This window comes from Porticoccus sp. (assembly GCA_023261185.1).
GTDB classification, from domain to species: Bacteria; Pseudomonadota; Gammaproteobacteria; order Pseudomonadales; family Porticoccaceae; genus Porticoccus; species Porticoccus litoralis.
Map to the genome: position 1 here is coordinate 1 of JALRJN010000016.1, position 25,755 is coordinate 25,755.

Sequence of the window (25,755 nt, forward strand, 5' to 3'; positions counted from 1 at the left end):
CGCCTCTAGATGCGCGGACGTTGATTGCACCGATTGCGATGGAAGATGGCTTGCGTTTTGCGATCCGTGAAGGTGGCCGTACTGTAGGCGCCGGCGTCGTCGCTAAAGTTATCGAGTAAAACATTCTGAATAGAGTGTGGGGGCCCTCAGGGGCCCCCTTTTTATCGCTGTGAGAAATCTCTTTGGGGGTATGGGCGGCGGTAAAAAATTCCTGGGATTGTGATGGGAATTTCCCTTGACAGGGGTTAGGGGCGGACTTAGAATCTCGCCTCCATTTTTCCGGGCCCCGATGAGCGGGGTTCGATGGCTCTTTAAACAGTTGGAGTTTGATTCCATGCAGGATCAACGCATTCGTATTCGCCTGAAGGCCTTTGATCACAAGTTGATTGACGCCTCTACTCAGGAAATCGTTGAAACGGCTAAGCGTACCGGTGCCCAGATTCGTGGCCCCATTCCGCTGCCGACTCGCAAAGAACGCTTTACTGTATTGATTTCACCGCACGTAAATAAAGATGCACGAGATCAATATGAAATCCGCACTCACAAACGTTTGCTGGATATTGTTGAACCGACAGAGAAGACTGTCGATGCATTGATGAAGCTGGATCTGGCTGCTGGTGTTGAGGTTCAAATCAGCCTGACATAAGCAGCATTGCAACAAAAAAAACCCAGGCCCGGCCAACGCCGGGTGGGTGTAACGCTCTGAAATGGGCGGCCATAGCGGGTAACAGCCCCGTACACTATGAGGTTACTCAAATGACTATTGGTATTGTCGGCCGCAAATGTGGCATGACTCGCGTATTTACCGACGAAGGTGTGTCTATCCCGGTCACTGTGATCGAGGCAGAACCCAATCGTATTACTCAAATTAAGACCGGTGAAACTGACGGCTACACGGCTGTGCAGGTGACCACTGGTGCCCGTCGTGTTTCACGTGTCAGCAAGTCCGAAGCCGGTCACTTCGCCAAGGCGAGTGTTGAGGCGGGTCGTGGCTGCTGGGAGTTTCGTGTGGACGGTGTTCAGGATGAGCTGCAGGTTGGCGGCACCATCAGTGTTGAGCAGTTTGAGGCTGGTCAGAAAATTGACGTGACAGGAACCTCGAAAGGTAAAGGTTTCCAGGGTGTCATCAAGCGCTGGAATTTCAGCATGCAGGATGCCACTCACGGTAACTCCCTGTCTCACCGCGCACCTGGCTCTATCGGTCAGTGTCAGACTCCCGGTCGTGTCTTCAAGGGTAAGAAGATGAGTGGCCACATGGGTGCTGAGCGCGTAACCACGCAAAATCTTGAAGTTGTCCGTGTCGATGCTGAGCGTAATCTGCTGCTTGTTAAAGGCGCTGTGCCTGGTGCGCCGGGTGGTGACGTGATCATTCGTGCTGCTGTGAAGGGCTGAGGGGATCATCGATGGAATTGAATATCGCAACACCCAAAGGTAATGCTGGAACCGTAGAAGTTTCTGACGTCGCTTTTGGCAAAGAATTTAATCAGGATCTGGTTCACCAGGCAGTTACCGCCTACTTGGCTGGCGCTCGTCAGGGCACTCGTGCTCAAAAGACGCGCTCTGAAGTCAGCGGTGGTGGCAAGAAGCCTTGGCGTCAGAAGGGTACTGGTCGTGCACGTGCCGGGACCATTCGTTCCCCAATCTGGCGTACCGGTGGTGTGACCTTTGCTGCCAAGCCTCAGGATCATTCCCAGAAACTGAACCGTAAGATGTATCGCGCTGCACTGCGTTCGATCATGTCTGAGTTGGCTCGCCAGGAGCGTTTGGTGGTGGTTGAGTCTTTCGATCTGGAAGCGCCAAAAACCAAGGCTCTGGTACAGAAGCTGGGTGACTACGGTGTTCAGGACGTGCTGATTGTGACTGAAGAGGTCACCGAGAACCTGTATCTGTCATCCCGCAACCTGCATAAAGTGGATGTGCGTGATGCGGTGGGTCTCGACCCGGTCAGTCTGATTCGTTTTGAAAAAGTGCTGGTGACAGTGCCTGCGCTGAAAAAGATTGAGGAGATGCTGGTATGAATCAAGAGCGCATCTTCAATGTGCTGCTGAGACCGCACATTACAGAAAAAACTGCCGTTGCTGCAGACGCCCAAAACCTTGTTGTGTTTAAGGTGACTGCTGATGCAACAAAGCCTCAAGTAAAGGCGGCGGTTGAGCAATTGTTTGACGTTAAGGTGGCTGATGTTCGGGTTGCCAACGTGAAAGGAAAAACCAAGCGTACTCGCTTCGGTCTGGGCAAGCGCTCTGATTGGAAAAAGGCGTACGTTCGTCTAGAGCAGGGTCAGGAAATTGACTTTGCGGTAACTGAGTAAGGGGTTGTTGAGATGCCTGTTGTAAAGAGAAAGCCAACGTCTCCCGGACGCCGCTTTGTAGTCAGCGTCGTCAACCCGAACTTGCATAAAGGTGCGCCTTACGCGCCTTTGCTGGAAAAGAAAAACAAGTCCGGTGGGCGTAACAACAATGGCCGTATCACTACCCGTCATGTGGGCGGTGGTCATAAGCAGCATTACCGCGTTATCGACTTCAAGCGCCAGAAAGATGGCGTGCCTGCGAAGGTCGAGCGTCTGGAATACGATCCAAACCGTACTCCCTATATTGCGCTGCTGTGCTATGCCGACGGTGAGCGTCGTTACATCATTGCACCGAAAGGGCTGCAGGCGGGTGATACCGTTAAGTCCGGTGTTGATGCTTCCATCAAGGTTGGTAACACGCTGCCGCTGCGTAATATCCCGGTTGGTACCGTTATCCACTGTGTGGAAATGAAGCCTGGCAAAGGTGCCCAGCTGGCACGTAGCGCCGGCGCGGCGGTACAGCTGGTCGCCCGTGAAGGACAATATGCCACCCTGCGCCTGCGCAGTGGTGAGATGCGTAAAGTGCCTGTTGAGTGCCGCGCCACCATTGGTGAGGTTTCCAACAGCGAGCACAACCTGCGCTCCCTGGGTAAAGCCGGTGCCACTCGTTGGCGCGGAGTTAGACCTACGGTTCGTGGTGTTGTTATGAACCCGGTAGATCACCCCCATGGTGGTGGTGAAGGTCGTACTTCCGGTGGTCGTCATCCGGTGACTCCTTGGGGTGTTCCTACCAAGGGTTACAAAACCCGCAAGAACAAGCGCACTGACAATATGATTGTGCGCCGTCGCGGCAAATAATTGATAGAGAAGAGGAAACTATAGTGCCACGCTCTCTCAAAAAAGGCCCATTCATCGACCTGCATCTGATTAAGAAGGTTGATGAAGCGCTGGAAAAAAATGACAGACGTCCGATCAAAACCTGGTCGCGTCGTTCCATGGTCAGCCCCGATATGGTCGGTTTGACGATTGCTGTACATAACGGCCGTCAACATGTACCGGTGTTGGTCAACGAAGAAATGGTTGGACACAAACTCGGTGAGTTTGCTCCAACCCGCACTTACCGCGGCCATGTCGCGGATAAAAAGGCCAAGCGCTAAGCGGCTGTTTGAGAGGTAAATGACTGTGGAAGTAGCAGCAAAATTACGCGGAGTCAGACTGTCAGCTCAGAAGGCTCGTCTGGTGGCCGATCAGGTGCGTGGCAAAGCGGTTGAAGAAGCCCTGGATATTCTGGCTTTCAGCCCTAAAAAAGGCGCCGCGATTATTAAGAAAGTGCTCGAATCTGCGATTGCAAATGCCGAGCACAATGAAGGTGCAGATGTGGATGAGCTGCGTGTATCGACCATTTTTGTGGACGAAGGCACAACCATGAAGCGCATTAAGCCCCGTGCAAAGGGCCGTGCTGACCGGATTTTTAAGCGCTCCTGTCATATCACCGTAAAAGTTGCCGACGAGGAGACCGTTTAATGGGTCAGAAAGTACATCCAACTGGCATTCGTCTGGGTATTGTTAAAAAGCATACCTCTGTTTGGTACGCCAACCAGAAAGACTATGCAGACAAACTGAACGCCGACCTGAAGGTTAGGGATTTCATCAGTAAAAAACTGGCCCATGCCTCAGTAAGTCGTATCGAGATTGAGCGCCCGGCGCAAAGCGCGCGCATCACCATTCACACTGCCCGTCCAGGCATTGTGATCGGCAAGAAGGGTGAGGATGTGGAATCCCTGCGCAATGAAGTTTCAGCGCAAATGGGTGTTCCTGTTCATATCAATATTGAAGAAGTGCGCAAGCCCGATCTCGACGCCACGCTGGTTGCCCAGAATGTGGCTCAGCAGTTGGAGCGTCGTGTGATGTTCCGCCGCGCCATGAAGCGCGCTGTGCAGAACGCCATGCGTCAAGGTGCCAAGGGCATCAAGATTCAGGTTAGTGGTCGTCTTGGTGGTGCCGAGATTGCACGGACCGAATGGTACCGCGAGGGTCGAGTGCCGCTGCATACACTGCGTGCCGACATTGATTACGGTACAGCAGAAGGTTCAACCACCTACGGCATCATTGGTGTCAAGGTTTGGATCTTCAAGGGCGAAGTCATTGGTGGTGAAGAGGCGGCGCAAGCGCCAGCCAAAAAAGCACCGGCTAAAAAGAAGTAAGTTTGCGAGTTAAGGGTCAAGCGAGATGCTGCAACCGAAACGTACAAAATTCCGTAAGCAACAGAAAGGTCGCAACCGTGGCCTGGCATTGCGCGGTAGCAAAGTAAGCTTTGGCGAGTACGGCCTGAAGGCCACTGCGCGCGGTCGTATCACCGCGCGTCAGATCGAATCTGCTCGTCGGGCTATGACCCGTCACATTAAACGGGGTGGAAAGATCTGGATCAGGGTGTTCCCTGACAAGCCGATCTCCAACAAACCTCTCGAAGTGCGGATGGGTAAAGGTAAAGGTAACGTGGAGTACTGGGTTGCGCAGATTCGTCCCGGTAAGGTGCTCTACGAAATGGAAGGTGTTTCCGAAGAACTGGCTCGTGAAGCGTTTGCTCTCGCTGCAGCCAAACTGCCGGTGCAAACCTCCTTTGTTAAACGGTCGGTGATGTGATGAAAGCCAGCGAATTACGTGAAAAGTCAGTTGAAGAACTGAACCAGGAGTTGCTTCAGTTGCGTGAGCAGCAATTCAAGCTGCGTATGCAAGCTGCGACTGGCCAACTGGGTCAAAGCCACAAGGTTAAAGAGACGCGACTCGATATTGCGCGTGTCAAGACCGTGCTGAACGAGAAGGCAGGTAACTGAGATGAGTGAAGTAGAAAAAAGCGCTCGTACGCTATCTGGCCGTGTCATCAGTGACAAGATGGACAAATCCATTACCGTACTGATTGAGCGCCGTGTAAAGCACCCGGTGTACGGAAAGATTGTAAACAAGTCCACCAAAATCAAGGCGCACGATGAAGAAAATCAGTGTCGTGCAGGCGATCAGGTGACTATTGCGGAAACTCGTCCACTGTCCAAAACAAAATCCTGGACGCTGGTCAACATTGATGAGCGTGCTGCCGAAGTTTGATCGGCGTTAAGCAGTAACGGGATCGGAGAAATACGATGATTCAGACAGAAAGTTATCTGGATGTGGCAGACAACAGTGGTGCACGCCGTGTTATGTGTATCAAGGTTCTTGGGGGCTCACATCGCCGCTATGCCAACGTGGGTGACATTATCAAGGTTACCGTCAAGGAAGCGATTCCGCGTGGCAAAGTGAAAAAAGGTCAGGTGATGAACGCAGTTGTGGTTCGCACTAAAAAAGGTGTGCGTCGTCAAGATGGTAGCCTGATCAAGTTTGATGATAATGCCGCGGTTCTTCTGAACACGCAGCTGGCGCCGATTGGCACCCGCATCTTCGGGCCTGTGACCCGTGAGCTGCGCAGTGAGCGGTTTATGAAAATTATCTCTCTGGCACCAGAAGTGCTCTAAGCCGGAGGAGAGGAAAGAGATATGCGCAAGATCAAACGTGATGATGATGTCATCGTGATTGCTGGCAAAGACAAGGGCAAGCGCGGCAAAGTGCTGAAAGTTCAGGACGACGGTCGCCTGCTGATTTCCGGTGTCAACATGATGAAAAAACATCAGAAACCGAACCCGCAGATGAACATTGCTGGCGGCATTATCGAGAAAGAAGCCCCAATTCAGGCTTCCAATGTGGCTATCTTCAACCCTGTGGCCAACAAGGCAGACCGCATTGGTTTCAAGGTTATGGAGAACGGCAAAAAGATTCGCGTTTTCAAGTCCGACGGCAATGCCGTTGACGCCTAATTTGACAGGAAACTGACATGGCAAGGCTGAAAGAAGTTTACACAAAAGAAATCGCCCCCAAGCTGAAAGAAGAGCTGGGTCTGGCGAACGTAATGGAAGTACCGAAAATCACCAAGATCACCCTGAATATGGGCGTTGGTGAAGCGCTCGGTGATAAGAAGGCGCTGGAGAGTGCGGTTGCTGATATGACGTTGATTGCTGGTCAAAAGCCGGTTGTCACTAAGGCACGCAAATCTATCGCCGGATTTAAAGTGCGTGAAGGCTGGCCGATTGGCTGTAAGGTCACACTGCGCAGTGAGCGCATGTATGAATTCCTGGAGCGCCTGATTTCCATTGCTATCCCGCGTATTCGTGATTTCCGCGGAGTCAGCCCCAAGTCATTTGATGGCCGCGGCAACTTTGCCATGGGTGTTACAGAGCAGATCATTTTCCCTGAAATTGATTATGACAAGGTGGACGCCCTGCGCGGTTTGGACATCACGATTACAACCACAGCGCGCAACGACGATGAAGGTCGTGCATTGCTGCGTGCATTCAGCTTCCCGCTGAAAGGATGAGGTGAGAGAAATGGCCAAAAGATCCATGATTGAACGCGAAAAGAAACGTGCGCGTACAGTTGCCAAATATGCAGAAAAGCGTACAGCTTTAAAAGCCGTTATACACAGTGCTTCCAGCACTGAAGACGAGCGTTGGGAAGCTCAGCTGAAACTGCAACAACTGCCACGCAATGCCAGCCCTAGCCGTCAGCAACGCCGCTGTCGCCAGACTGGTCGCCCGCACGCGGTGTATCGTAAGTTTGGCCTGTGTCGTAACAAATTACGTGAAGCCGCCATGCGCGGTGATGTACCTGGCCTGGTTAAGGCGAGCTGGTAAAGCGCGGTAAATTGAGGAACTGAACTGATGAGCATGCAAGATTCATTGGCAGACATGCTGACCCGTATCCGCAACGCGCAGATGACGGCTAAGAAAGATGTCACTATGCCTTCTTCTAACTTGAAAGTGGCGGTTGCCAAAGTTTTACAAGAAGAGGGTTACATTAACGATTGGAGTGTAGCTGAAGGTACAAAGCCGGAGCTGACGCTGAGCCTGAAATATTTTGAAGGCAAGCCGGTGATTGAGAAGATCGACCGCTACAGCCGTCCAGGCCTGCGTCAATATTCAGGCTCCAAAGAACTGCCAAGCGTACGTGGTGGCTTGGGTGTGGCGATCGTTTCCACCAGTAAGGGTGTGATGACAGATCGTGCAGCTCGCGCAGCCGGTGTCGGTGGCGAGGTTCTCTGCACAGTATTCTAACGGGATAGTCGAGATGTCTAGAGTTGCAAAAAATCCGGTCACATTGCCGGCTGGCGTAGAGGTTAAACTCAGCCCCAGCGAAATTATCGTCAAAGGTGGCAAAAGCTCATTGTCTCTTGCTATTAGCAGTAATGTTGAAATCAAGCAAGACGACAATGTGCTGACATTTTCAGCGAAAGATGGCAGCAAGCAGGCCAATGCGCTGGCGGGTACAACCCGTGCGCTGGTAAACAACATGGTTGTTGGTGTCAGTGCAGGTTTTGAGAAAAAGCTGCAATTGATCGGTGTTGGTTACCGTGCCCAGGCACAGGGTAACAAGGTCAATCTGACCCTCGGATTCTCTCACCCGGTTGAGTACAACCTTCCCGAAGGTGTAACTGCCGAGACACCCAGTCAGACAGAAATCGTTCTGAAGTCCGCCGACAAGCAGCTGCTTGGCCAAGTGGCATCAGAAATCAGAGCTTACCGCCCACCAGAGCCCTACAAAGGTAAAGGTGTTCGTTACGCGGATGAGCAAGTATTACGTAAAGAAGCGAAGAAGAAGTAGGTCAGGATTATGAGCGACAAGAAACAATCACGTTTGCGTCGTGCACGCCGTGCCCGCTGCAAGATCCGCGAGTTGGGAGCCAACCGCCTGTGTGTGAATCGCACGCCGCGTCATATATACGCGCAAGTGATTTCTCCAGATGGTGGAACTGTGCTCGCCAGCGCTTCTACGTTGGACAAGTCCCTGCGTGCCGGTCAGACAGGCAATGTTGACGCTGCAAAAAGTGTCGGCACTTTGATTGCTGAACGCGCAAAAGAAGCAGGTATCACTCAGGTGGCATTTGACCGCAGTGGTTTCAAATATCACGGTCGTGTAAAGGCTCTGGCGGATGCCGCCCGTGAAGCCGGACTGGAATTCTAAAGGTTTACCGTTATGTCGAGAGATCAGAAAGATACAGCAGCCGCGGATGAAGGCCTCCAGGAAAAACTGGTACAGGTCAACCGTGTTGCCAAAACTGTAAAAGGTGGGCGTATTTTTGCCTTTACTGCACTGACTGTAGTTGGTGATGGCAATGGCAAGGTTGGCTTCGGTCGCGGTAAAGCCCGCGAAGTGCCCCAGGCTATCCAAAAGGCTATGGAGTCCGCCCGTCGCAACATGATCCAGGTTGACCTGAAGGGTACAACCATCCAGTACCCGACAAAAGCCAATCACGGTGCATCGAAGGTTTATATGCAGCCGGCTTCTGATGGTACAGGTGTTATTGCTGGTGGTGCGATGCGTGCTGTGCTTGAGATCGCAGGCGTGCAAAACGTATTGGCCAAATGTTATGGCTCTACTAACCCGGTGAACGTTGTGCGTGCAACTTTTAAGGCACTGAAAAACATGCGCTCTCCGGAAGAAGTTGCTGCTAAGCGCGGCAAGAGCGTAGAAGAAATTCTGAATTAAGCGTGCGGCTGACGCCGGGCGAAGTACAACGGAAGCTTTACCATGTCGAACGTTAAAAAAATTAAGGTTACTCAGGTGCGTAGCATCCATGGCCGTCTTGCAGCGCACAAAGCCTGTGTTGCCGGACTTGGTCTGCGTCGCATAAACCACACTGTGGAAGTAGAAGATACCCCCTCAGTGCGTGGCATGATTAATAAAGTGAACTATCTGGTTAAGGTTGAGGGAGAGTAAAAATGCGTCTGAATACGCTGAGTCCCGCACCGGGCAGAATTAAAGAAGGCAAGCGCGTTGGTCGTGGTATCGGTAGCGGCTTGGGCAAAACTGGTGGTCGTGGGCACAAAGGTCAAAAGTCCCGCTCCGGTGGACGTGTGCGTCCAGGTTTTGAAGGCGGTCAAATGCCTTTGCAAAAACGCCTGCCCAAGTACGGCTTCACTTCTCGTATTTCTCGCGTTACTGCAGAAATTCGTTTGAGTGAGCTGAACAAGGTTGCCGGTGAGACTGTTGATATCGCGTCGCTACGCGAAGCCGGTGTGATTAATGGTTCCATTGAGCGTGCGAAAGTGTTCCTTTCCGGTGAAGTGAATAAAGCTGTCACTGTTAAAGGTCTGCGTGTGACCAAAGGTGCCAAAGCTGCGATTGAAGCGGCTGGTGGCAAGGTAGAAGAGTAACGCCTGATGGCTAAACCCGGGAATATGCCGCAGGGCAACATAAAAGGTTTGGGCGAGCTGTGGGCTCGCCTTCGCTTTTTATTCATTGCTCTGGTGATTTACCGAATTGGTACCCATATCCCTGTTCCTGGGATCGATCCTGATCGCCTGGCGGATATGTTCAACCAGAATCAGGGTACCATCATCGGCCTGTTCAACATGTTTTCCGGTGGTGCACTGGAGCGCATGAGTATTCTCGCTTTGGGGATCATGCCGTACATTTCTGCGTCGATCATCATGCAGCTGTTGACCGCAGTAACGCCGTCTCTGGAGCAGTTAAAGAAAGAAGGCGATGCCGGTCGTCGCAAAATCAACCAGTACACCCGCTACGGCACTGTGCTGTTGGCGACTGTACAGGCAATTGGTATGTCTGTAGGTTTGGCTGGTCAGGGTTTGGCGTTTACCGCTGATTTCAGCTTCTACTTTATCGCCGTTGTCTCACTGGTGACCGGTGCCGTCTTTATGATGTGGCTTGGAGAGCAGATTACTGAACGCGGTGTAGGTAATGGTATTTCAATGCTGATTTTTGCTGGCATCGTTGCCGGCATACCCTCAGCGATTGGGCAGGCATTTGAGTCTTCCCGCCAGGGAGATCTGCATATTCTGGCATTGCTGTTTGTGGCATTGCTTGCAATCGCCGTTGTCTACTTTGTTGTCTTTGTCGAGCGGGGACAACGTCGGGTGACTGTTAATTACGCACAGCGCCAGCCAGGCCGTGGCCCGGCTCAGACCAGCCACTTGCCCTTGAAGGTCAACATGGCAGGTGTTATTCCGGCCATTTTCGCTAGCAGCATTCTGCTGTTCCCGGCATCCATTGCCCAGTGGTTTGGACAAGGTGCTGACAGCCCGGACTGGCTGCAGGACGTGGCATTGTTTATCGGCCCCGGCCAGCCATTGAACGTGCTGCTGTTTGCTGGCCTGATTATTTTCTTCTGCTTTTTCTATTCGGCGTTGATGTTCAACCCTCGTGAAATGGCAGATAACCTGAAACGTGGCGGAGCGTTCCTACCCGGAATTCGCCCCGGTGAGCAAACGGCCAAATACATTGATGGTGTGATGACCCGCCTGACACTTGTGGGTGGTTTGTACATGACAGCTGTCTGTTTGCTGCCACAGTTTTTGAATATCTATTTCAACGTGCCATTTTATCTTGGTGGTACGTCTCTGCTAATCGCAGTAGTTGTAACCATGGATTTCATGGCCCAGGTGCAATCTCATTTGATGTCCCATCAGTATGAATCACTGATGAAGAAATCAAATTTGAAAGGTTATGGCAGTGGAATTCGCTAGTAGAAGTTGAGGTGACGAAATGAAAGTACGTGCTTCTGTAAAAAAAATGTGCCGCAACTGTAAAGTCGTGAAGCGCAAAAGTGTTGTCAGAGTAATTTGCAGTGCAGAACCCCGCCATAAGCAGCGTCAGGGTTAATTGCACGGAGTTATTGATTTTTATTGTTTCGAAAGCTATCCTTTTGCGCCTTTTTCGCCAGCCTAGGTGCTGGCAATGCAAAAATAGCCGGAAAACTGTTAAACATTAAAGTGGAGTGTAGTGATGGCCCGTATTGCCGGTGTCAACATCCCAGATAACAAACATGCGGTGATCTCACTTACGTATGTTTTCGGGATTGGTCGTACCACTGCCCGGGCTATCTGCGCCCAGGTGGGTATTGCTGAAGACGTTAAAATTGCTGATCTCAGCGATGAGCAAATGGACGCAGTGCGCAATGCCGTTGGTGAACGTACTGTAGAAGGTGACCTGCGTCGTGAGGTCAGCATGAACATCAAGCGATTGATGGATCTCGGTTGTTACCGCGGTCTCCGTCATCGTCGCGGCCTGCCTTTGCGTGGCCAGCGCACCAAAACTAATGCGCGCACCCGCAAAGGGCCCCGCAAGCCCATCAAGCGATAGGAAGGCAAACAAATGGCAAAGCCTGGACAAAAGACTGTTCGTAAGAAGGTCAAAAAGAATGTTGTTGACGGTGTGGCTCATATTCATGCCTCCTTCAACAACACCATCGTGACCATCACTGACCGCCAGGGAAATACCCTGAGCTGGGCAACTTCTGGTGGTTCCGGTTTCCGCGGATCACGGAAAAGTACACCGTTCGCCGCTCAGGTAGCAGCAGAACGCGCTGGCCTGGCTGCACAGGAATACGGTTTGAAGAATCTGGATGTGCAGGTTAAAGGTCCTGGTCCGGGTCGCGAATCTGCCGTGCGTGCGCTGAACAACGCCGGCTTTAAAATTACCAATATCACCGACGTGACGCCAATCCCGCACAACGGCTGTCGTCCGCCGAAGAAACGTCGGGTATAACGAGGAAGTGAACTAATGGCAAGATATCTCGGACCAACGTGTAAACTTTCCCGTCGCGAAGGCACTGATCTTTTCCTGAAGAGCGGTATCCGTCCTCTGGAATCCAAATGTCGTGCAGAAAGTGCTCCCGGACAACATGGCCAGCGTCGTGGTCGCCTGTCTGACTATGGCGTTCAGCTGCGTGAAAAACAAAAAGTACGTCGTCTCTACGGTGTGCTGGAAAAACAATTCCGCAACTACTACAAGGAAGCCGCTCGCATCAAAGGTGCAACCGGCGAGAACCTGCTGCAGTTGTTGGAGCGTCGTCTGGACAATGTCGTGTATCGCATGGGCTTTGGCTCAACACGTGCAGAAGCTCGTCAGCTGGTCGCGCACAACGCTATTCTCGTTAACGGCAAGAAAGTGAATATTGCTTCTTACCGTGTCGCTGACGGTGATGTCGTGAGCATCCGTGAAAAGTCCAAGAATCAATTGCGTATTCAATCAGCTCTTCAGATCGCTTCACAGCGTGGTCTGGTTGATTGGGTAGAAGTCGATGCCAATAAACTGGAAGGTGTTTTCAAACGCACTCCAGAGCGTGCCGATCTTCCTGCCGAAATCAATGAAAACCTGATTGTGGAACTCTACTCCAAGTAACGCGTTGTCATTAATCGATAGCGAAGCGACACCAACGAGCAGGAACAAATATGCAGACATCAGTACATGAATTTTTGACGCCCAGAAACATTGATGTAACCGAGTATGGCTCCACTCGTGCCAAGGTTGTTTTGGAACCGCTCGAACGCGGTTTTGGACATACGCTGGGCAATGCACTGCGTCGCATTCTTCTCTCTTCAATGGCAGGCGCTGCCATCGTTGAAGTTGAAATTGAAGGCGTACTGCATGAATACAGCAGTATTGAAGGTGTTCAGGAAGATGTCATTGAAATCCTCCTGAATCTGAAGGATGTCGCCATCGTCCTGCATGACAAAGAAGAAGTTACCCTGACTCTGAGTAAGAAGGGTAAAGGTGTAGTTACAGCCGGCGACATTCAGGTGGACAACGCCACTGAAATCAAAAATCCTGAGCATGTAATTGCCAATATCACCGGTGATACTTCTCTGGAAATGACGCTGCATGTTGTGCTTGGCCGCGGTTACCAGCCCGCAGACAGCCGTGCTTCAGATGAGGACGAGACACGTTCCATTGGTCGTCTTCACCTTGATGCTACGTTCAGCCCCGTGCGCCGAGTGGCCTATGTGGTTGAAAGTGCCCGTGTTGAGCAGCGTACTGACCTGGACAAACTGGTTCTGGATCTCGAAACCAACGGTACGATCGATCCCGAAGAGGCTATCCGCCGCGCAGCGACCATCCTGCAGCAGCAACTGGCTGTCTTTGTTGACCTGGAGAGTGAAAGCCTCTCTGAGCCTGTTGAGAAAGAGGAAGAAGTTGATCCGATCTTGCTGCGCCCGGTTGATGACCTGGAGCTGACTGTACGCTCTGCCAACTGCCTGAAGGCCGAGAGTATATATTATATTGGTGACCTGATTCAGCGCACAGAAGTAGAGCTGCTGAAAACCCCTAACCTGGGTAAAAAGTCACTGACAGAAATTAAAGATGTGCTGGCATCACGCGGATTGTCCTTGGGCATGCGCCTGGAAAACTGGCCGCCTTCAAGCCTGCGCACTGAAAACGACCATATTTAATTGCTGCGGAGCCTGCTACGCAGACTCCGTGAAATTGAGTTTATTGCTGAGATAGCAACACTTTTAAAGGAAGTAGAATCATGCGTCATCGTTATAGTGGCCGCAAACTTAGCCGTACAGGTGCTCACCGTCGTGCCATGTTCCGCAACATGACAAACTCTCTGGTAGAGCATGAGCTGATCAAAACCACCTTGCCAAAAGCCAAGGAACTGCGTCGTGTGGCTGAGCCACTGATCACGCTGGCAAAGCAGGACAGCGTGGCCAACCGACGTCTGGCGTTCAGCCGTCTGCGCGATAAAGCTGCTGTAGGCAAACTGTTTGGTGAACTGGGTCCCCGTTATGAGGGTCGTCCCGGCGGTTATATTCGTATTCTCAAGTGTGGTCTGCGTTCCGGTGACGCGGCGCCTATGGCTTACGTAGAGCTGGTTGACCGTCCCGAAGTGGAAGCAGTCGAGATTGATGACACTGAAGAGTAATATCGGATAGTGTTCAATCCTGTTAAAAAAGCCGGGCAATAGCCCGGCTTTTTTGTGTATGGTTTTTGTCGTTTCAGCCACACCATTTCCCACAGCCTGTGGGATAATAAACAGTAGTTACACCTGACAGGGAATACACGTGAACGTACTTGTAACCGGTGCCGCCGGATATATAGGCTGTCATGCCTGCATTGCATTGATTGATGCTGGCCACGGGATTGTGGCACTGGATAATTACAGTAATAGTTCCCCGCTTTCTTTACAGCGGGTCATGCAGATCACGGGTTGTGATTTCCCGATCGTGGAAGCGAGCGTCAATGATCGCGATGTTCTGGATGAGCTGTTCAGTAACCACGCCATCGATGCGGTAATGCATTTTGCCGGTTTCAAAGCGGTAGGTGAGTCATGTCTGGAGCCGCTTACCTACTATCGGAACAATGTGACCGGATCTGTGACGTTGCTTGAAGCGATGAAGGCCGCAGGGATAAAAGATTTTATTTTCAGTTCTTCTGCGACTGTTTATGGCGACCCGGCAAGCACACCCATCACAGAGAATTTTCCTCTGCAGGCTACTAATCCCTACGGACGTTCCAAGTTGATGATTGAGGAGATCCTTCAGGATCTGGAGAGCGCTGACAACATCGCTGAAAACCCGTTCTGGCGATTAGCCATCCTGAGATATTTCAATCCAGTGGGTGCACACTCCAGTGGACTTGTGGGCGAAGACCCCAAAGGTATCCCCAACAACCTATTGCCCTACATTACCCAGGTTGCGGTGGGAAAATTGGCGAAGCTTTCGGTGTTTGGCGGTGATTACCCGACCCCCGACGGTACCGGGGTGAGGGATTACCTGCACGTGATGGATCTTGCTGAAGGGCATGTGCGTGCGCTAGAGGCTCTGACAAGGCCCGATGCTCCCTATGGCTGTCAAACCTGGAATTTGGGGACTGGTAACGGTGTGTCTGTACTTGAAATGATTCGGGCTTTTGAATCAGTTGCACAATGCAGGATTCCCTACGAGATTGTGGCACGCCGTCCAGGGGATGTGGCTGAGTGTTGGTCTGATGCCAGCAAGGCTGAGCGAGAATTGGGTTGGAAAGCCCGGCGCAGTCTTGATGAAATGATGGCGGACAGTTGGCGCTGGCAGCGCAATAACCCTGATGGCTATCCCGATCTGGAGAGCTGACGAGGTTTTTATTTCTGTGGCCCAGGTTCCCGGGTCCCACATTGCCTAGGTCAAAGGCAATTGCAGGTGGAAAGTGGTGCCGACGTTCAGATCTGATGTTACGGCCAGTTGCCCCTGATGCTGCTCGGTAATGATGAAGTGGGAGAAGGACAGCCGTTTCCCCGCATCATAATCTTCTGCTTTGCCAGGCGTGTGGGTGAAGAAGGGTTCAAAAATATACTGTTGTTCTTCATTGGTAATGCCGACGCCATTGTGCTGCACTTTGATCCACAGCATGTCGTAACACACCATCACCTGTATTCGAATAATTGGGGTGTGCCCCGCTTTTTGGACCTGCCCGAGTGCGTGACAGGCGTGTCTGAACAGGCTCAGAAAGACCTGTTGCAATTCTGTTGCATAGCAGGGGATATCGGGAAGATTCTGATTGTAGTGTCGCTCTATCGAGATATCGCGGAAATGCAGCCCCGAGGGAACGGAGAGAACATCCTTGGCCAATTGCAGGCTGTGTTCAATGATATCAATGATGCTCGCCTGATGGCGCTCGCCACCGCGACTACGGGCAAAATCCAGCAAGTTCTGAATAATGGCCAGTGCCTGCTTACCATTGGCGTCGGCCTCATCCATCAGCTGGGTAATGGTCTCAACCGATGATGGCGGCTGAAGTTGCAACGCCTCTTTGACAGTTTGTACATCGGTGAGAATCTGATGCAAGGGCGGGTTGATATCGTGGGCCATGGTCGCCGCAAGCTCACCCATGGATGACATCTTATCCCTCTGGATCAGCATGTTGGCCGCCAGGATGTGTTGTGTGACATCGTCGACGAGGATGACGGCGCCTGTTTCTGCCTGCTCGCGCAGAGGGTAAATGGTGATATCAAAATGGTATTGGCCGCGCTGGCTGTGCTTGATGGTGAGTGGCTTCTTCTCCTGCAGGGAGCGTTTTACCTGTTGCTGGCTGAGGGTGATGGTGGGGTAGGTCTGCCATAGATTGGTCCCTAGTGCTTTGGTGGCAGGAATCCCTGTGATTTCCTCTGCACGTCGGTTCCATTGGGTGATCAGCCCATCCGAGGTAAGCCCGATAAGCATCAACGGCATCGAACTGAGTATGTCCCGGATATAGGACTCCGAGTTGCGCAAGCGGTTGGCCGTCTCCCGGTGCTGGGCTATTTCACCCTGTAACAGCTGGTTGGCTTCCTGTAGCAGCCGGTTGGATTCATCCAGGGTAGCTGTACGCTCCCTGACCCTTTCCTCCAGTTCCTGGCGAATGGCCTCAAGCGCCTTGTTGGCCAAGTGTGCCTGACGACGACTGAAAAAAAGTGTCAGCACCGTTATCGACAACAGAACAATGAGAATCCCGCTGGACCAGTTGGCGACGTACTGCCAGTTGGTATGGCCATCTTCCTCACGGAAATATTCAATGATACTGGCTGAAGCGGGCTGGCTGATCAGCCATGATGTCAGTAGCCAGAAGTATTTATTTGTCATGATCAATTTATTCAATGTCTGTAGGTCTTTTGGATTGTCGGTGATAGACAAGCTGGACGATTAGATTCGGCAACGTCCATATTAGTTTCATGCATTGTAGTTGCCTGGGGCAGGTTTCACTGCACAAAGGTGTTGGGTTACACGTTGTGGCGACGTTTCTATTTGTTGCCGGCAATCTACCACATCCATGGCATCGCCAAACACATCCATCAATTCATTTTTGTGCAATAAATAGTCGGGGTTGGATGGCCGGCCATATTGCTCATTTCCACAGGCAAAGGTTTTGTAAAGGAGCACGCCTCCCGGTTTTAGCCAGTGGGCTAACTCTCCTAAAATGGGGCGGTGCAGATAGTTGACCACAACAATGCCTTGAAAATACTCGGCACTAAAAGGCCAGGCGGTACCGTTCTCAAGGTCGTGGCAATGGAGGCGGGCCGAGCTCGATCCCCTGAGATCCTCCACTCCGGATAGCTCCCTGTCCAGGAAGTGAACGGATAGCCCCCGTTCGAGGAACAGGCGGCCGTGACGGCCACTGCCGCAGGCCAGGTCGAGTACAGGCCCCATCTGGATGCGGTGGATGTGCGAGTGCACCCAAAAGTCAGGAGGGGGCACTGCAGATCGTGCGGGATTTAATGGTAGCCCATCAGTCACAATATTCACTAGAAGAGAAAGACCATGGCTAGCCCGAAAATCAGCCCTGTCCACAACAGGGCGACCGTGCAGTAACCCATGATATCCCGAATACCCAACCGCGCGATTCCTAGCAGGGGCAGTGCCCAGAAGGGCTGTACCATGTTCGTCCAGGCATCCCCGAAGGCCACCGCCATGGCAGCGTGATTCAGGGGAATTCCCAGTGTCTGTGCGGCGGGAATAACAATCGGTGCCTGTACGGCCCATTGGCCGCCGCCGGATGGCACGAAGAAATTCACAATTCCGGCACTGAGGAAAGTAAAGAGATTGAAGGTCTCGACCGTTGATATTTCAATAAACCAGGTGGAAACCGATGCCGCCAGCCCCGACTGCGCCATCATGCCCATGATGCCCGCGTATAGGGGGAACTGTAGAACAATGCCGGACAGGCCCTTGACCGCCTCATTGACAGCAAAGAGATAACTGGTGGTGGATCGATGTAACAACAGGCCGGAAACAAGAAAAATCAGGTTCAGTGTGTTCAAGCCGACACTGCCGCCATCAAGAAAAAATTCAACCAGGTAGTAACCCCCCAGCAATCCCAGTAGCAAGGTGGGAAGACGGCTGTGTTCGATGCGGTCAGAGGGAGTCTTGATCCTGATGTCTACCTGCTCTGTCTCTCCCAGTTGGCTGGGGTCCACCTCCTGGGTCTCGTGGGCTGGCGGAATCATGAGGCGAAAAATGACTGGTAGGGTGAGCAGCACAACCAGGCAAACCGACAAGACTTCCCAGCTAAAAATGGTTTCCTGCAACGGAATTTCAATGCCCGGCATCAGTGAGCTGAGTACATCGCCATCGGATACCGCAATTTTTAGCGGAATGGACCCCGATAACCCGGCGTGCCATATCACCATGCCCGAGTAGGCTGAAGCGACCAATAGAGGGTAGTGAACACCTTTGACATGACGGGCAATCTCCCTGGCCATCAGCGCGCTGGCAATCAGCCCGAATGCCCAGCTGATCCATCCGCAGATCAGGGCAATAAAGGTCATTAACATAATCGCCTGGCTTGGATTTTTGGCCAGCGTTGCGAGGCCACGCAACACCCGTTTCACCGCGGTCGTCTGTGCCAGAACACTGCCTGTCACCAGACTGATGGTCACCTGCATTGAAAAGACCAGCAGGTTCCAGACCCCATCGCCCCAGTAGTTGGCCATCTGGGAGGGAGACTTTGATTCGCCCAGCATGCCGGCAATAAATACGATAAAGGTGAGGATAATGGCAAAGATGAAAGCATCGGGCAGCCAGCGCTGCATGATGTTGGTGAAAAAATTGGATAGTGTGCGGATCACTTGCACCACCTTTTTGTTATGCGTTATCAGCGAATTGCAATTTTCAGGGCTATTCTAGCCGCTTCAGTCGTTATCTCAAAAATCCAGCGTTCTTAGGGTTGGCAGTGGTAGTAGTGGCCTGAGTCCAGCGCCATCATGCGTAGTGGCCCGCCCCAAACACAACCCGTGTCAAGGGGGTATAGGTTGTCACCAATGGGTTTTCCCTCAAGAGCCGCCCAGTGACCGAAGATGATTTTGAAATGGCGTGTTTTTCGGTGGGTGTGTGCGTACCAGGGGGCAAAGCCCTTGGGTGGTTCCTGGGGTGACGCTTTGGACGTGAGCTCCAGTTGCCCTTCCGTCGAGCAGAAACGCATACGGGTCAGGTAATTGGTGATCAGTCGCCAGCGTAGTGGCGGTAATAGTGCGTTGTGCCACAGGTCCGGTTCGTTGCCGTACATAACTTCAAAGAAGGCCGCGGATTGTTGTTCGTCGGTTAACACCTGGTGCATTTCTTCAGCCAGTGAGAGCGCCTCTTCACGGGACCATTGAGGTGGAATGCCTGCATGAACCAGCAGGTATTCCTTATGAGCCAAGAGCAGTGGTTGTTGGGCAAGCCACTTCAACAGCTCTTCCCTGTCGGGAGCGTCGAGAATATCATTCAGGGTGTCGGAGGGGTGTGGTTTGCGAACGCCGTGGGCCACTGCCAGAAGGTGCAGGTCGTGATTGCCGAGCACAGTGCGGAAAGCATCCCCCAGTTGATAGCAAAAACGTAATGTTTCTAAGGATTGCGGGCCGCGGTTGACCAAGTCGCCAACTGACCAGAGCTGATCCTTTCCCGGATCAAACTTCACAGTCTCCAAAAGCCTTTGCAGGGGGGTGAGACAGCCTTGCAGATCACCTACCACAAAGGTGGTCAATGGATGGCTCCGGGCACAGCCAATAGGAAAGGGGGAATATCCGCGTCAAACATTTCGCCACTGTCGGTGATCATCTGATAGCTGCCTTCCATGGTGCCTGCTTCGGTCTCAAGGATGGCGCTGCTGCTATATTCGTAGTGGTCCCCGGGGTTAATTCGCGGGGTCTCGCCGACGACGCCTGGTCCGCGAACCTCTTTAACGCGGGAATTGCCATCGGTGATGAACCAGTGTCTGCTGAGCAGCTTGGCCGCTTCTGTGCCGTGATTTTCAATGCGGATATGGTAAGCGAAAGCGTATTTGCCTTGCCCGGGTTCTGATTGCCGGGGTAGGTACTCTGTGGTGACGAGTACAACAATATGGTTCATGTCATCTCCGTCAGTTGGTTACTCAGTTGCACAAAGTCAGCCACACTGAGCTTTTCCGGTCGCAATGACAGGTCAATGTTCAAGGTAGCTAGTTGTTCGGCGTTCACCAGGTGCTTGAGCGTATTGCGTATGGTTTTCCTGCGCTGCTGAAAGCAGGCATTCACCAAGTGTGCCAGTTTTGCAAGATTCTTTGCTGGGTGGGGCGGTTGTGAATAGGGCAGCAGGCGCACGATGGCTGAATCCACTTTGGGTGCTGGGCGAAAGGCACCGGGAGGCACTGGAAATAAGGGCTGTACTTGACTGTGGTACTGCACCATCACACTGAGTCGCCCGTAGTGACTGTCACCAGGAGCCGCGGCGAGGCGGTCTACCACCTCTTTTTGCAGCATAAAGTGCATGTCGTAAATCTTGTCACTGTAGCTGAGCAGGTGGAACAGCAGGGGTGTTGAGATGTTATAGGGCAGATTGCCGATGATGCGCAGTGGACGGTCAGCTTCATAGAACTGGCTGAAATCTGTTTTCAGCGCGTCGCCCTGATGAATCTGTAAAGAGGGGTACTGCTGAAATTTTGCCTTGAGTAACGGGATCAGGTCGCGATCCAGCTCAACCACCTTGAGTGTTGGGCAACGGGACAGCACTGGCTCCGTAATGGCTCCCTGGCCCGGTCCAATTTCAATCAGGTTGTCGGTGGGTTTGGGGGCTATGGCGGCAACAATGTTGGCAATGATGTTGGCGTCCACAAGAAAGTTTTGCCCAAAGCGTTTGCGTGCCTGATGGCCGCTGTGTGCACGTTCACTCATCGGCTGGATTCTGCCATGGTTTTGGCGTAGGCGATGGCAGTCAACAGGCTGCCGATGTCAGCCTGGCCTGTACCCGCCAGGTCCAGTGCCGTGCCGTGGTCCACAGATGTGCGAATGATCGGTAATCCCAGTGTGATGTTGACTGCGGCGCCAAAACCTACGTACTTCAATACGGGCAAGCCCTGATCGTGGTACATGGCTAGCACCGCATCGCAGTGAGCCAGATGTTTGGGGGTAAACAGAGTGTCTGCTGGAAGGGGGCCTTCAAGAGAGAAGCCGGAACTACGTAAGTTGTCCAGCACAGGAATAATGACATCAATTTCTTCCCGTCCCAGGTGCCCGCCTTCGCCTGCATGGGGATTTAGTCCGCAGACAAGAATATGGGGATCTTCGATGCCGAACTTCTGCTTCAGGTCCCGGTGCAGAATGGTGATCACTTCCGTGAGAGAGGCTTGCGATATAGCGCCAGGAACCTGGGCGAGGGGCAGGTGGGTGGTGGCCAGCGCCACACGCAACCCCTCGGTGGCCAGCATCATCACTACACGTGGCGTCTGCGTGAGGTCTGCCAGGAATTCCGTGTGTCCACTAAAGGCGATGCCAGCCTCATTGATAATTCCCTTGTGAACGGGGCCCGTTACCATGGCATCCACCAGACCATTCTGGCAATCCGAGGCCGCGGCGGTGAGCGTGTCCAGAACGTAGGGGGCATTATCGGCACATAGTTGGCCAGGGGTGGCGGCATGGCTAAGCTGCACCGGTCGTACCCAAAGCTCACCCTGCGCGGTAGGGCCAGCGATTTCGCCAGTAAACTCCCGGATGCTCAGGCGCAGCCCGAGCTGGTCGGCGCGGGAAAGCAATAATTGCGGGTCGGCATAAGCGACCAGTTCGCAAGACTGTGGCTGTTGGGCCAGTTGCACGACCAGGTCAGGGCCAATGCCTGCGGGTTCCCCCGGAGTGATGGCCAGCCTGGTCACAGCTTGATTTCTACAAAGGCCTCGTCGCGAATTTCCTGAAGCCAGATCTGAAGTTCTTCCTCAAATTTACGCTTATGGAGAATATTTTTTGCCTGGCCGCGGCGCATATTCTCACTGAAATCCTGACGCCGCCGTTCTGTGACTTGCAGGATGTGCCAGCCAAACTGGCTGCGAAAAGGTTCGCTGACTTCGTTGAGGGGAATGTTGTTCATCGTGTTTTCAAAATCGGGCACAAATTGACCCGGCACGGACCAGCCCAGGCTTCCTCCAGCTAAGGCAGTCCCAATGTCTTCAGAGTTTTCCCGCGCCAGTTCCGCGAAGTCCGCACCGTTCATAATGTCAGCGCGAATGCCTTCCAGCATGGCCTTGGTTTCTTCTTCTGTGCGAATCTCGTTGGGCTTGATCAGGATATGGCGGACATTGTGTTGCAGCACGATTCTCTCGCTGCCGCCGCGGCGATCATAGAGCTTCAGTATGTGGTAGCCGGCGTCACTGCGAATCGGCACGCTGACTTCCCCGGGGAGCAGTTTGTCGGTGGCGGTAATAAAAATGCTGGGCAGCTGGGTGGTTTTACGCCAGCCAAGATCGCCACCCTGCAGGGCGTTTTGTCCTGCTGAATTGGCAATAGCGAGACTTCTGAAATCCGCCCCAGCCTGCAGTTGTTCAAACAGTACCCGAGCCTTGTTTTCCACCATGGTAACTTCATCGCGGGGTGCGCCAGCGGAAAGCGGCAGAATAATATGGCCGAGGTTAAGGTCCGGGGAGCTCCATTGCTGTCCTTCTTCGGACTTCAGGAAGTTGTCGATTTCCTGCTCGGAGACATTGATACGGCGATTGACGAGTCCTTCCTGTACCCGTTTGACAATCATTTCTGTACGCACTTGCTCCCGCAGACGGTTAAGGCTGATACCGCTCTGGTGCGCGTGTTCTACCATCTGGTCTACCGTCATGCCACGGCTTTGCGCCAATTGAGAGATTGACTGATTGACTTCATCATCACTGATGCGAACTCCTGCACGTTGACCGCGGCTCAGCTGAATACGTTCCAGGATCAGCCGTTCCAGCACCTGAGGGACCAGAACATCGCCGGGGGGGATCTGGGTGTTGCTGTCTTTTAGCCGCACGTAGATTTCCCGAACGCGTTCATCCAGCTCACTGGCCATGACCACGTCTTCATCGACTATGGCCGCAATGCTGTCAATCAGTACTTCTTCTGCATTGCTGGGGACGGAAGCTCCCCAGAGTACAGCCAGGGTGGCAGCAAAAGGTAAAAATAGGTTACTGCGTAATTTCATGAAGTTGCCTGTAAGAAATTATTCGGTCGGTACATAGCCATAGATGCCATCTTCGAGGAGGGCATCTACTTTTCGGCCGCTGCCAGCCAGTCCCTTGAACTGTATCTGGAAGAAAATGCCATCATCTTCTTCAAGGTCTTCGTCCGGCAGCAGGATGTAGTCATCCCGATCCAACCAGCGACGGGCGAGAAGGCTGAATCGCCAGCAGCAGCTGTCATATTGGAAACCAAAAAACGTCTCAAGTTCACGGCTGTTGGTCAGATCGAAATTGTGCTTAGCGATCAGGCTCCAGTTGCGACCGATGGGTAGCATGGTGGAGAAGTCGGCCTGTTCGATATCCGTATCAATGATTTCATTGCCAACAATGCGAGGAATCCTGCGGTTGAAGCGGTAGCTGACATTAAACAGGCGGTTGTTCCTGTCGTTGTAACGGAGGCTGGCGGTGCCTCTGTCCAGCTGGCTGTCGTCTTCGTCGTAGAGCAGGTCGGCCTGGGCTCGCCAGTTTTCGCTCAGGCGCAGGGCAATTTCTGCTGCATAGGCAGATTCATCTCGCAGCATGTCGGCGGCCACTTCACGCTGTGCGGCAGACAGGCTGTCGGGATCACCCAGTGCTTTCAGGAAGGACTTGTTCAGCGTGGGGTTGAGGGTGACGTATCTGTCATCCAGGTAGAAAATCTGGCCAAAACTGGCTCGCAGCCATTCTACGCCGGTATTCTGATCAATCAGGCGGCTGGTCAGGCCGACAGAGATTTGTTCGGTATCGCCAATGCGGTCGCCACCGGTAAAGCGATCATCGCGGAACAGTTGGCTATAGCTGAAGGTCATCAGCGAGGTATCAAAATCCGGAATGTCGCTCTGGTCCTCGTATTTGGTGTGGACCATGTACACCCGCGGTTCCAGAGTCTGAGTAAAGCCCTGCAGCCAGGTGGTGTCCCGCTCCAGGTAGATACCGGCATCAATGACTCCAGTTGGGACGGTGACAGACGGACTGTCATCATTCTGCCCCATGATGGGGTCGTCCAGGTTATAGGTCAGGTGCCTGACTTTGGCGGTGGGGCGGAAATAGCCCCAGGCCCATTGCTTGTCCCAGGTAACACTGTAATTTAGGCGCAGACGCTCACCGGTGACGAAGGTGCCGAGGTCGTCCTGCATATAGGTGTTGGTCGGCGCCAGGTTGTCATCGTCATTGTGGTCGAAATAGGTGTACTGGTTGTCGAGGTTGACCAGAAAGTCGCCGAAGCGGTAATCGCCATTGGCATCCACGCGGGGAAGTTGTTTGTACTGCTCGATGCGGCGAAAGTCATCGTTAAGCGTCTGGAATTTTTGTCCCTTGATGTTAAAGAACCAGTGGTCCAGGCGATAGCTGGTGGAAGCCACCTGTTTCAGGTGAGTCTGGCTGTTGACTTCCAGGGTGGTATTGTCCAGGTCGCGGAAGTAGTCACTGTCGCTGACTTTGGTGTAATCAACAAGCGTGCTCCAGCGTTTGCCGAAGCCACCTTCGTGATCAACACTCACGAGCCATCGGTCTTCGCCCTCGTAGTTGCGATCACCGGTAATAACATCGGGTTCTTCATCGTCGTCATCTCCACCGTCATCATCGGAGAGAAATGCTCCGCCCAGCACCGTGTTGGTCAGTTTCGACAGATGGCGCAGCTCGACTTCAGCCATCGGGCCGCGCTCCTGAATGTAACGGGGCGTGATGGTGGCATCGTAGTTAGGTGCCAGGTTCAGATAAATGGGCTGCGCGAAATCAATGCCGTTCTCATCGCCGAATTGAAAGCTGGGGAACAGCAGGCCCGAGGCGCGCCGGTCATCAATGGGGAAACGCAGCCAGGGCGCGTACATGATGGGAATGTCTTTGACTTCCAGGCGAACATGTTTCGCGTGCGCAATGCCGGTTTCGGGGTTGATATCAACCTCGGAGCTGACCAATTGCCAGGCATTACTGCCAGGTTCGCAGGTGGTATAGGTGGCGTTGTCGATATAGAATACGGCATCGCGGCGATTCATTTGGGTCGCGGTGCCACGCACATTGGATTCGTGCAACAGGTAGGTTGCGTTATCGATGGTGACGTCCTTGGTGTCCATGTTGATCTGTGCATGGTCACCGGTGAGTAACAAGCCGGGTTCGCGGAATTGAACATCGCCGTCCAGGTCGACTGTTCGGGTGTTTTGGTCAACGGTGGCATTCTGGCTGCGTACCTGACGATACCCCTGGGTCAGTTGTACCTTGCCACGCAGGTGCGCGACATTTTCCTGTTCCACCTCTGTGGTTTCAGACGCCACTCGGAGGGGGGCGTCTGCAGGGTCCAGGTCACTTTCAGGGTAGTCCCGCGGGGGTTCTACATAAGCGCCACAGCATCCCGGTGCCATGGTTTTCTGTTGTTCTTCGGTCAGCGCATCCTGTTCCACCCAGTCCAGGTTGCGGGCCAGTTCTACTTTGGGGCCGTCATCATCGGGCTCTGGCTCATAGGCTTCCGGCTCGGGGTGGGTGGGACGGGAGAATGTCCTGCCGGGTAAGGAGCGCTCGCCACATTGCCACTCACCACTAGGCGAAGCTTTACATTCCCACTGCATTTTGCCCGAGCTGCTTTCTGCATGAATTGAAGGAGCTAACAGCAATCCGGAGAGAATCAGAGTGGATGTTTGTACAAACTGTGAACGCATAGCTTGGTAGAGCCTGGTGCGGAAATGACTCGGTGTTGTTGGCATTCTTATGATCCGTGATCTCTC

The 25,755-nt window shown here is 52.9% G+C and carries 39 protein-coding genes; 30 read left to right on the forward strand and 9 right to left on the reverse strand.

Translation table 11 applies throughout. The features are described from left to right. The 30 genes from ACYZYZ_RS01280 to galE form a co-directional block, all read left to right on the forward strand. Positions 1-119 (forward strand): EF-Tu C-terminal domain-related protein (locus ACYZYZ_RS01280; RefSeq protein WP_461482998.1); only part of this gene is annotated, 119 nt, incomplete at its 5' end. A 215-nt stretch (positions 120-334) separates the two neighbouring features. After that, positions 335-646 (forward strand): 30S ribosomal protein S10, encoded by a 312-nt coding sequence (gene rpsJ, locus ACYZYZ_RS01285; protein WP_305169723.1) that lies wholly within the window; start codon positions 335-337, stop codon positions 644-646. Between the two features lie 110 nt (positions 647-756). Then, entirely contained in the window at positions 757-1,392 is a 636-nt protein-coding gene (rplC, locus tag ACYZYZ_RS01290; protein WP_305169724.1) for a 50S ribosomal protein L3, read from the forward strand. Positions 1,393-1,403: 11 nt separating this feature from the next. After that, positions 1,404-2,018: a 50S ribosomal protein L4 gene (gene rplD / locus ACYZYZ_RS01295; protein WP_305169725.1), complete on the forward strand. Its 615-nt coding sequence runs from the start codon at positions 1,404-1,406 to the stop codon at positions 2,016-2,018. Next, positions 2,015-2,311 (forward strand): 50S ribosomal protein L23, encoded by a 297-nt coding sequence (gene rplW, locus ACYZYZ_RS01300; RefSeq protein WP_305169726.1) that lies wholly within the window; start codon positions 2,015-2,017, stop codon positions 2,309-2,311. The genes rplD and rplW overlap by 4 nt, the downstream gene beginning before the upstream one ends. Before the next feature lie 12 nt (positions 2,312-2,323). After that, positions 2,324-3,148, forward strand: coding sequence for a 50S ribosomal protein L2 (gene rplB, locus ACYZYZ_RS01305; RefSeq protein WP_305169727.1), 825 nt, complete (start codon positions 2,324-2,326; stop codon positions 3,146-3,148). 23 nt (positions 3,149-3,171) lie between these two features. Further along, positions 3,172-3,447 carry a 30S ribosomal protein S19 gene (rpsS, locus tag ACYZYZ_RS01310; RefSeq protein ID WP_305169729.1) on the forward strand — a complete coding sequence of 92 codons (276 nt, stop codon included), beginning with the start codon at positions 3,172-3,174 and terminating at the stop codon, positions 3,445-3,447. Between the two features lie 25 nt (positions 3,448-3,472). Further along, the gene (rplV, locus tag ACYZYZ_RS01315) at positions 3,473-3,814 is read left to right on the forward strand and encodes a 50S ribosomal protein L22 (RefSeq protein WP_305170146.1); all 342 of its coding nucleotides are present in this window, start codon (positions 3,473-3,475) and stop codon (positions 3,812-3,814) included. Further along, positions 3,814-4,494: a 30S ribosomal protein S3 gene (gene rpsC, locus ACYZYZ_RS01320; protein WP_305169730.1), complete on the forward strand. Its 681-nt coding sequence runs from the start codon at positions 3,814-3,816 to the stop codon at positions 4,492-4,494. The genes rplV and rpsC overlap by 1 nt, the downstream gene beginning before the upstream one ends. A gap of 25 nt (positions 4,495-4,519) precedes the next feature. Next, positions 4,520-4,933 carry a 50S ribosomal protein L16 gene (gene rplP / locus ACYZYZ_RS01325; RefSeq protein ID WP_305169731.1) on the forward strand — a complete coding sequence of 138 codons (414 nt, stop codon included), beginning with the start codon at positions 4,520-4,522 and terminating at the stop codon, positions 4,931-4,933. Then, entirely contained in the window at positions 4,933-5,124 is a 192-nt protein-coding gene (gene rpmC, locus ACYZYZ_RS01330) for a 50S ribosomal protein L29 (protein ID WP_305169732.1), read from the forward strand. The genes rplP and rpmC overlap by 1 nt, the downstream gene beginning before the upstream one ends. 1 nt (position 5,125) lies before the next feature. Further along, positions 5,126-5,392 carry a 30S ribosomal protein S17 gene (gene rpsQ, locus ACYZYZ_RS01335; protein ID WP_305169734.1) on the forward strand — a complete coding sequence of 89 codons (267 nt, stop codon included), beginning with the start codon at positions 5,126-5,128 and terminating at the stop codon, positions 5,390-5,392. 35 nt (positions 5,393-5,427) lie between these two features. Next, positions 5,428-5,796: a 50S ribosomal protein L14 gene (gene rplN / locus ACYZYZ_RS01340; RefSeq protein WP_305169735.1), complete on the forward strand. Its 369-nt coding sequence runs from the start codon at positions 5,428-5,430 to the stop codon at positions 5,794-5,796. A gap of 21 nt (positions 5,797-5,817) precedes the next feature. Beyond that, positions 5,818-6,135, forward strand: coding sequence for a 50S ribosomal protein L24 (gene rplX, locus ACYZYZ_RS01345; protein ID WP_305169736.1), 318 nt, complete (start codon positions 5,818-5,820; stop codon positions 6,133-6,135). A 17-nt stretch (positions 6,136-6,152) separates the two neighbouring features. Continuing rightward, positions 6,153-6,692: a 50S ribosomal protein L5 gene (rplE, locus tag ACYZYZ_RS01350; RefSeq protein WP_305169737.1), complete on the forward strand. Its 540-nt coding sequence runs from the start codon at positions 6,153-6,155 to the stop codon at positions 6,690-6,692. A 10-nt stretch (positions 6,693-6,702) separates the two neighbouring features. Beyond that, the gene (rpsN, locus tag ACYZYZ_RS01355; protein ID WP_305169738.1) at positions 6,703-7,008 is read left to right on the forward strand and encodes a 30S ribosomal protein S14; all 306 of its coding nucleotides are present in this window, start codon (positions 6,703-6,705) and stop codon (positions 7,006-7,008) included. Positions 7,009-7,035: 27 nt separating this feature from the next. Then, positions 7,036-7,428, forward strand: a complete 393-nt coding sequence (gene rpsH / locus ACYZYZ_RS01360) for a 30S ribosomal protein S8 (RefSeq protein WP_305169739.1) — start codon at positions 7,036-7,038, stop codon at positions 7,426-7,428. Between the two features lie 13 nt (positions 7,429-7,441). After that, on the forward strand, positions 7,442-7,975 hold the full coding sequence (rplF, locus tag ACYZYZ_RS01365; RefSeq protein WP_461482974.1) for a 50S ribosomal protein L6: 534 nt from the start codon (positions 7,442-7,444) through the stop codon (positions 7,973-7,975). Between the two features lie 9 nt (positions 7,976-7,984). After that, positions 7,985-8,335, forward strand: a complete 351-nt coding sequence (gene rplR, locus ACYZYZ_RS01370) for a 50S ribosomal protein L18 (RefSeq protein ID WP_305169742.1) — start codon at positions 7,985-7,987, stop codon at positions 8,333-8,335. Between the two features lie 12 nt (positions 8,336-8,347). Then, positions 8,348-8,860, forward strand: coding sequence for a 30S ribosomal protein S5 (gene rpsE, locus ACYZYZ_RS01375; RefSeq protein ID WP_305169743.1), 513 nt, complete (start codon positions 8,348-8,350; stop codon positions 8,858-8,860). A 42-nt stretch (positions 8,861-8,902) separates the two neighbouring features. Further along, on the forward strand, positions 8,903-9,091 hold the full coding sequence (gene rpmD, locus ACYZYZ_RS01380) for a 50S ribosomal protein L30 (RefSeq protein WP_305169744.1): 189 nt from the start codon (positions 8,903-8,905) through the stop codon (positions 9,089-9,091). A 2-nt stretch (positions 9,092-9,093) separates the two neighbouring features. After that, positions 9,094-9,528, forward strand: a complete 435-nt coding sequence (rplO, locus tag ACYZYZ_RS01385) for a 50S ribosomal protein L15 (protein ID WP_305169746.1) — start codon at positions 9,094-9,096, stop codon at positions 9,526-9,528. 6 nt (positions 9,529-9,534) lie between these two features. Further along, the gene (secY, locus tag ACYZYZ_RS01390) at positions 9,535-10,857 is read left to right on the forward strand and encodes a preprotein translocase subunit SecY (protein WP_305169747.1); all 1,323 of its coding nucleotides are present in this window, start codon (positions 9,535-9,537) and stop codon (positions 10,855-10,857) included. A gap of 19 nt (positions 10,858-10,876) precedes the next feature. Further along, positions 10,877-10,993 carry a 50S ribosomal protein L36 gene (gene rpmJ, locus ACYZYZ_RS01395; RefSeq protein WP_081890805.1) on the forward strand — a complete coding sequence of 39 codons (117 nt, stop codon included), beginning with the start codon at positions 10,877-10,879 and terminating at the stop codon, positions 10,991-10,993. A 123-nt stretch (positions 10,994-11,116) separates the two neighbouring features. Continuing rightward, complete coding sequence (gene rpsM, locus ACYZYZ_RS01400; protein WP_305169748.1) at positions 11,117-11,473, forward strand: 30S ribosomal protein S13; 357 nt, start codon at positions 11,117-11,119, stop codon at positions 11,471-11,473. 12 nt (positions 11,474-11,485) lie between these two features. Continuing rightward, positions 11,486-11,878, forward strand: coding sequence for a 30S ribosomal protein S11 (rpsK, locus tag ACYZYZ_RS01405; RefSeq protein WP_305169749.1), 393 nt, complete (start codon positions 11,486-11,488; stop codon positions 11,876-11,878). Between the two features lie 15 nt (positions 11,879-11,893). After that, the gene (gene rpsD / locus ACYZYZ_RS01410; protein ID WP_305169750.1) at positions 11,894-12,514 is read left to right on the forward strand and encodes a 30S ribosomal protein S4; all 621 of its coding nucleotides are present in this window, start codon (positions 11,894-11,896) and stop codon (positions 12,512-12,514) included. A 50-nt stretch (positions 12,515-12,564) separates the two neighbouring features. Further along, positions 12,565-13,563, forward strand: coding sequence for a DNA-directed RNA polymerase subunit alpha (locus ACYZYZ_RS01415; protein WP_305169751.1), 999 nt, complete (start codon positions 12,565-12,567; stop codon positions 13,561-13,563). A gap of 80 nt (positions 13,564-13,643) precedes the next feature. Continuing rightward, positions 13,644-14,039 (forward strand): 50S ribosomal protein L17, encoded by a 396-nt coding sequence (gene rplQ / locus ACYZYZ_RS01420; RefSeq protein WP_305169752.1) that lies wholly within the window; start codon positions 13,644-13,646, stop codon positions 14,037-14,039. Positions 14,040-14,178: 139 nt separating this feature from the next. Next, a complete protein-coding gene (gene galE, locus ACYZYZ_RS01425; protein ID WP_461482975.1) occupies positions 14,179-15,225 on the forward strand; it encodes a UDP-glucose 4-epimerase GalE in 1,047 nt (348 codons plus the stop codon). A 45-nt stretch (positions 15,226-15,270) separates the two neighbouring features. Here galE and ACYZYZ_RS01430 read toward each other — a convergent pair whose 3' ends face one another. The 9 genes from ACYZYZ_RS01430 to ACYZYZ_RS01470 form a co-directional block, all read right to left on the reverse strand. Continuing rightward, on the reverse strand, positions 15,271-16,710 hold the full coding sequence (locus ACYZYZ_RS01430; RefSeq protein ID WP_461482976.1) for a two-component system sensor histidine kinase NtrB: 1,440 nt from the start codon (positions 16,708-16,710) through the stop codon (positions 15,271-15,273). A gap of 87 nt (positions 16,711-16,797) precedes the next feature. Continuing rightward, positions 16,798-17,301, reverse strand: a complete 504-nt coding sequence (locus tag ACYZYZ_RS01435; RefSeq protein WP_461482977.1) for a class I SAM-dependent methyltransferase — start codon at positions 17,299-17,301, stop codon at positions 16,798-16,800. A 68-nt stretch (positions 17,302-17,369) separates the two neighbouring features. Next, positions 17,370-18,692, reverse strand: a complete 1,323-nt coding sequence (locus ACYZYZ_RS01440) for a short-chain fatty acid transporter (RefSeq protein ID WP_305169756.1) — start codon at positions 18,690-18,692, stop codon at positions 17,370-17,372. Between the two features lie 92 nt (positions 18,693-18,784). Continuing rightward, positions 18,785-19,588: a symmetrical bis(5'-nucleosyl)-tetraphosphatase gene (locus ACYZYZ_RS01445; protein WP_461482978.1), complete on the reverse strand. Its 804-nt coding sequence runs from the start codon at positions 19,586-19,588 to the stop codon at positions 18,785-18,787. Beyond that, positions 19,585-19,953, reverse strand: coding sequence for a Co2+/Mg2+ efflux protein ApaG (apaG, locus tag ACYZYZ_RS01450; protein WP_461482979.1), 369 nt, complete (start codon positions 19,951-19,953; stop codon positions 19,585-19,587). Before apaG ends, ACYZYZ_RS01445 begins: the two co-directional genes overlap by 4 nt. Next, entirely contained in the window at positions 19,950-20,753 is an 804-nt protein-coding gene (gene rsmA, locus ACYZYZ_RS01455; RefSeq protein WP_461482980.1) for a 16S rRNA (adenine(1518)-N(6)/adenine(1519)-N(6))-dimethyltransferase RsmA, read from the reverse strand. The genes apaG and rsmA overlap by 4 nt, the downstream gene beginning before the upstream one ends. Continuing rightward, positions 20,750-21,727 (reverse strand): 4-hydroxythreonine-4-phosphate dehydrogenase PdxA, encoded by a 978-nt coding sequence (pdxA, locus tag ACYZYZ_RS01460; RefSeq protein WP_461482981.1) that lies wholly within the window; start codon positions 21,725-21,727, stop codon positions 20,750-20,752. The genes rsmA and pdxA overlap by 4 nt, the downstream gene beginning before the upstream one ends. After that, positions 21,724-23,022: a peptidylprolyl isomerase gene (locus tag ACYZYZ_RS01465; RefSeq protein WP_461482982.1), complete on the reverse strand. Its 1,299-nt coding sequence runs from the start codon at positions 23,020-23,022 to the stop codon at positions 21,724-21,726. The genes pdxA and ACYZYZ_RS01465 overlap by 4 nt, the downstream gene beginning before the upstream one ends. 18 nt (positions 23,023-23,040) lie before the next feature. Further along, the gene (locus tag ACYZYZ_RS01470) at positions 23,041-25,689 is read right to left on the reverse strand and encodes an LPS-assembly protein LptD (protein ID WP_461482983.1); all 2,649 of its coding nucleotides are present in this window, start codon (positions 25,687-25,689) and stop codon (positions 23,041-23,043) included. Between the last annotated feature and the right edge of the window lie 66 nt (positions 25,690-25,755).

Coding starts and splice junctions, on each gene's coding strand:
- ACYZYZ_RS01470 (WP_461482983.1), bottom strand. CDS start 25,689: ATGCGTTCACAGTTTGTACAAACATCCACTCTGATTCTCTCCGGATTG.
- rpmC (WP_305169732.1), top strand. CDS start 4,933: ATGAAAGCCAGCGAATTACGTGAAAAGTCAGTTGAAGAACTGAACCAG.
- rpsH (WP_305169739.1), top strand. CDS start 7,036: ATGAGCATGCAAGATTCATTGGCAGACATGCTGACCCGTATCCGCAAC.
- rpsK (WP_305169749.1), top strand. CDS start 11,486: ATGGCAAAGCCTGGACAAAAGACTGTTCGTAAGAAGGTCAAAAAGAAT.
- rplN (WP_305169735.1), top strand. CDS start 5,428: ATGATTCAGACAGAAAGTTATCTGGATGTGGCAGACAACAGTGGTGCA.
- apaG (WP_461482979.1), bottom strand. CDS start 19,953: ATGAACCATATTGTTGTACTCGTCACCACAGAGTACCTACCCCGGCAA.
- rpsJ (WP_305169723.1), top strand. CDS start 335: ATGCAGGATCAACGCATTCGTATTCGCCTGAAGGCCTTTGATCACAAG.
- rpsD (WP_305169750.1), top strand. CDS start 11,894: ATGGCAAGATATCTCGGACCAACGTGTAAACTTTCCCGTCGCGAAGGC.
- rpsN (WP_305169738.1), top strand. CDS start 6,703: ATGGCCAAAAGATCCATGATTGAACGCGAAAAGAAACGTGCGCGTACA.
- rpsM (WP_305169748.1), top strand. CDS start 11,117: ATGGCCCGTATTGCCGGTGTCAACATCCCAGATAACAAACATGCGGTG.
- rplC (WP_305169724.1), top strand. CDS start 757: ATGACTATTGGTATTGTCGGCCGCAAATGTGGCATGACTCGCGTATTT.
- rplR (WP_305169742.1), top strand. CDS start 7,985: ATGAGCGACAAGAAACAATCACGTTTGCGTCGTGCACGCCGTGCCCGC.
- ACYZYZ_RS01415 (WP_305169751.1), top strand. CDS start 12,565: ATGCAGACATCAGTACATGAATTTTTGACGCCCAGAAACATTGATGTA.
- rpmJ (WP_081890805.1), top strand. CDS start 10,877: ATGAAAGTACGTGCTTCTGTAAAAAAAATGTGCCGCAACTGTAAAGTC.
- rplB (WP_305169727.1), top strand. CDS start 2,324: ATGCCTGTTGTAAAGAGAAAGCCAACGTCTCCCGGACGCCGCTTTGTA.
- rplD (WP_305169725.1), top strand. CDS start 1,404: ATGGAATTGAATATCGCAACACCCAAAGGTAATGCTGGAACCGTAGAA.
- rplP (WP_305169731.1), top strand. CDS start 4,520: ATGCTGCAACCGAAACGTACAAAATTCCGTAAGCAACAGAAAGGTCGC.
- rpsC (WP_305169730.1), top strand. CDS start 3,814: ATGGGTCAGAAAGTACATCCAACTGGCATTCGTCTGGGTATTGTTAAA.
- rpsE (WP_305169743.1), top strand. CDS start 8,348: ATGTCGAGAGATCAGAAAGATACAGCAGCCGCGGATGAAGGCCTCCAG.
- rplQ (WP_305169752.1), top strand. CDS start 13,644: ATGCGTCATCGTTATAGTGGCCGCAAACTTAGCCGTACAGGTGCTCAC.
- rplF (WP_461482974.1), top strand. CDS start 7,442: ATGTCTAGAGTTGCAAAAAATCCGGTCACATTGCCGGCTGGCGTAGAG.
- secY (WP_305169747.1), top strand. CDS start 9,535: ATGGCTAAACCCGGGAATATGCCGCAGGGCAACATAAAAGGTTTGGGC.
- rplE (WP_305169737.1), top strand. CDS start 6,153: ATGGCAAGGCTGAAAGAAGTTTACACAAAAGAAATCGCCCCCAAGCTG.
- ACYZYZ_RS01465 (WP_461482982.1), bottom strand. CDS start 23,022: ATGAAATTACGCAGTAACCTATTTTTACCTTTTGCTGCCACCCTGGCT.
- ACYZYZ_RS01430 (WP_461482976.1), bottom strand. CDS start 16,710: ATGACAAATAAATACTTCTGGCTACTGACATCATGGCTGATCAGCCAG.
- rplX (WP_305169736.1), top strand. CDS start 5,818: ATGCGCAAGATCAAACGTGATGATGATGTCATCGTGATTGCTGGCAAA.
- rplW (WP_305169726.1), top strand. CDS start 2,015: ATGAATCAAGAGCGCATCTTCAATGTGCTGCTGAGACCGCACATTACA.
- rplO (WP_305169746.1), top strand. CDS start 9,094: ATGCGTCTGAATACGCTGAGTCCCGCACCGGGCAGAATTAAAGAAGGC.
- rsmA (WP_461482980.1), bottom strand. CDS start 20,753: ATGAGTGAACGTGCACACAGCGGCCATCAGGCACGCAAACGCTTTGGG.
- rpsQ (WP_305169734.1), top strand. CDS start 5,126: ATGAGTGAAGTAGAAAAAAGCGCTCGTACGCTATCTGGCCGTGTCATC.
- rpmD (WP_305169744.1), top strand. CDS start 8,903: ATGTCGAACGTTAAAAAAATTAAGGTTACTCAGGTGCGTAGCATCCAT.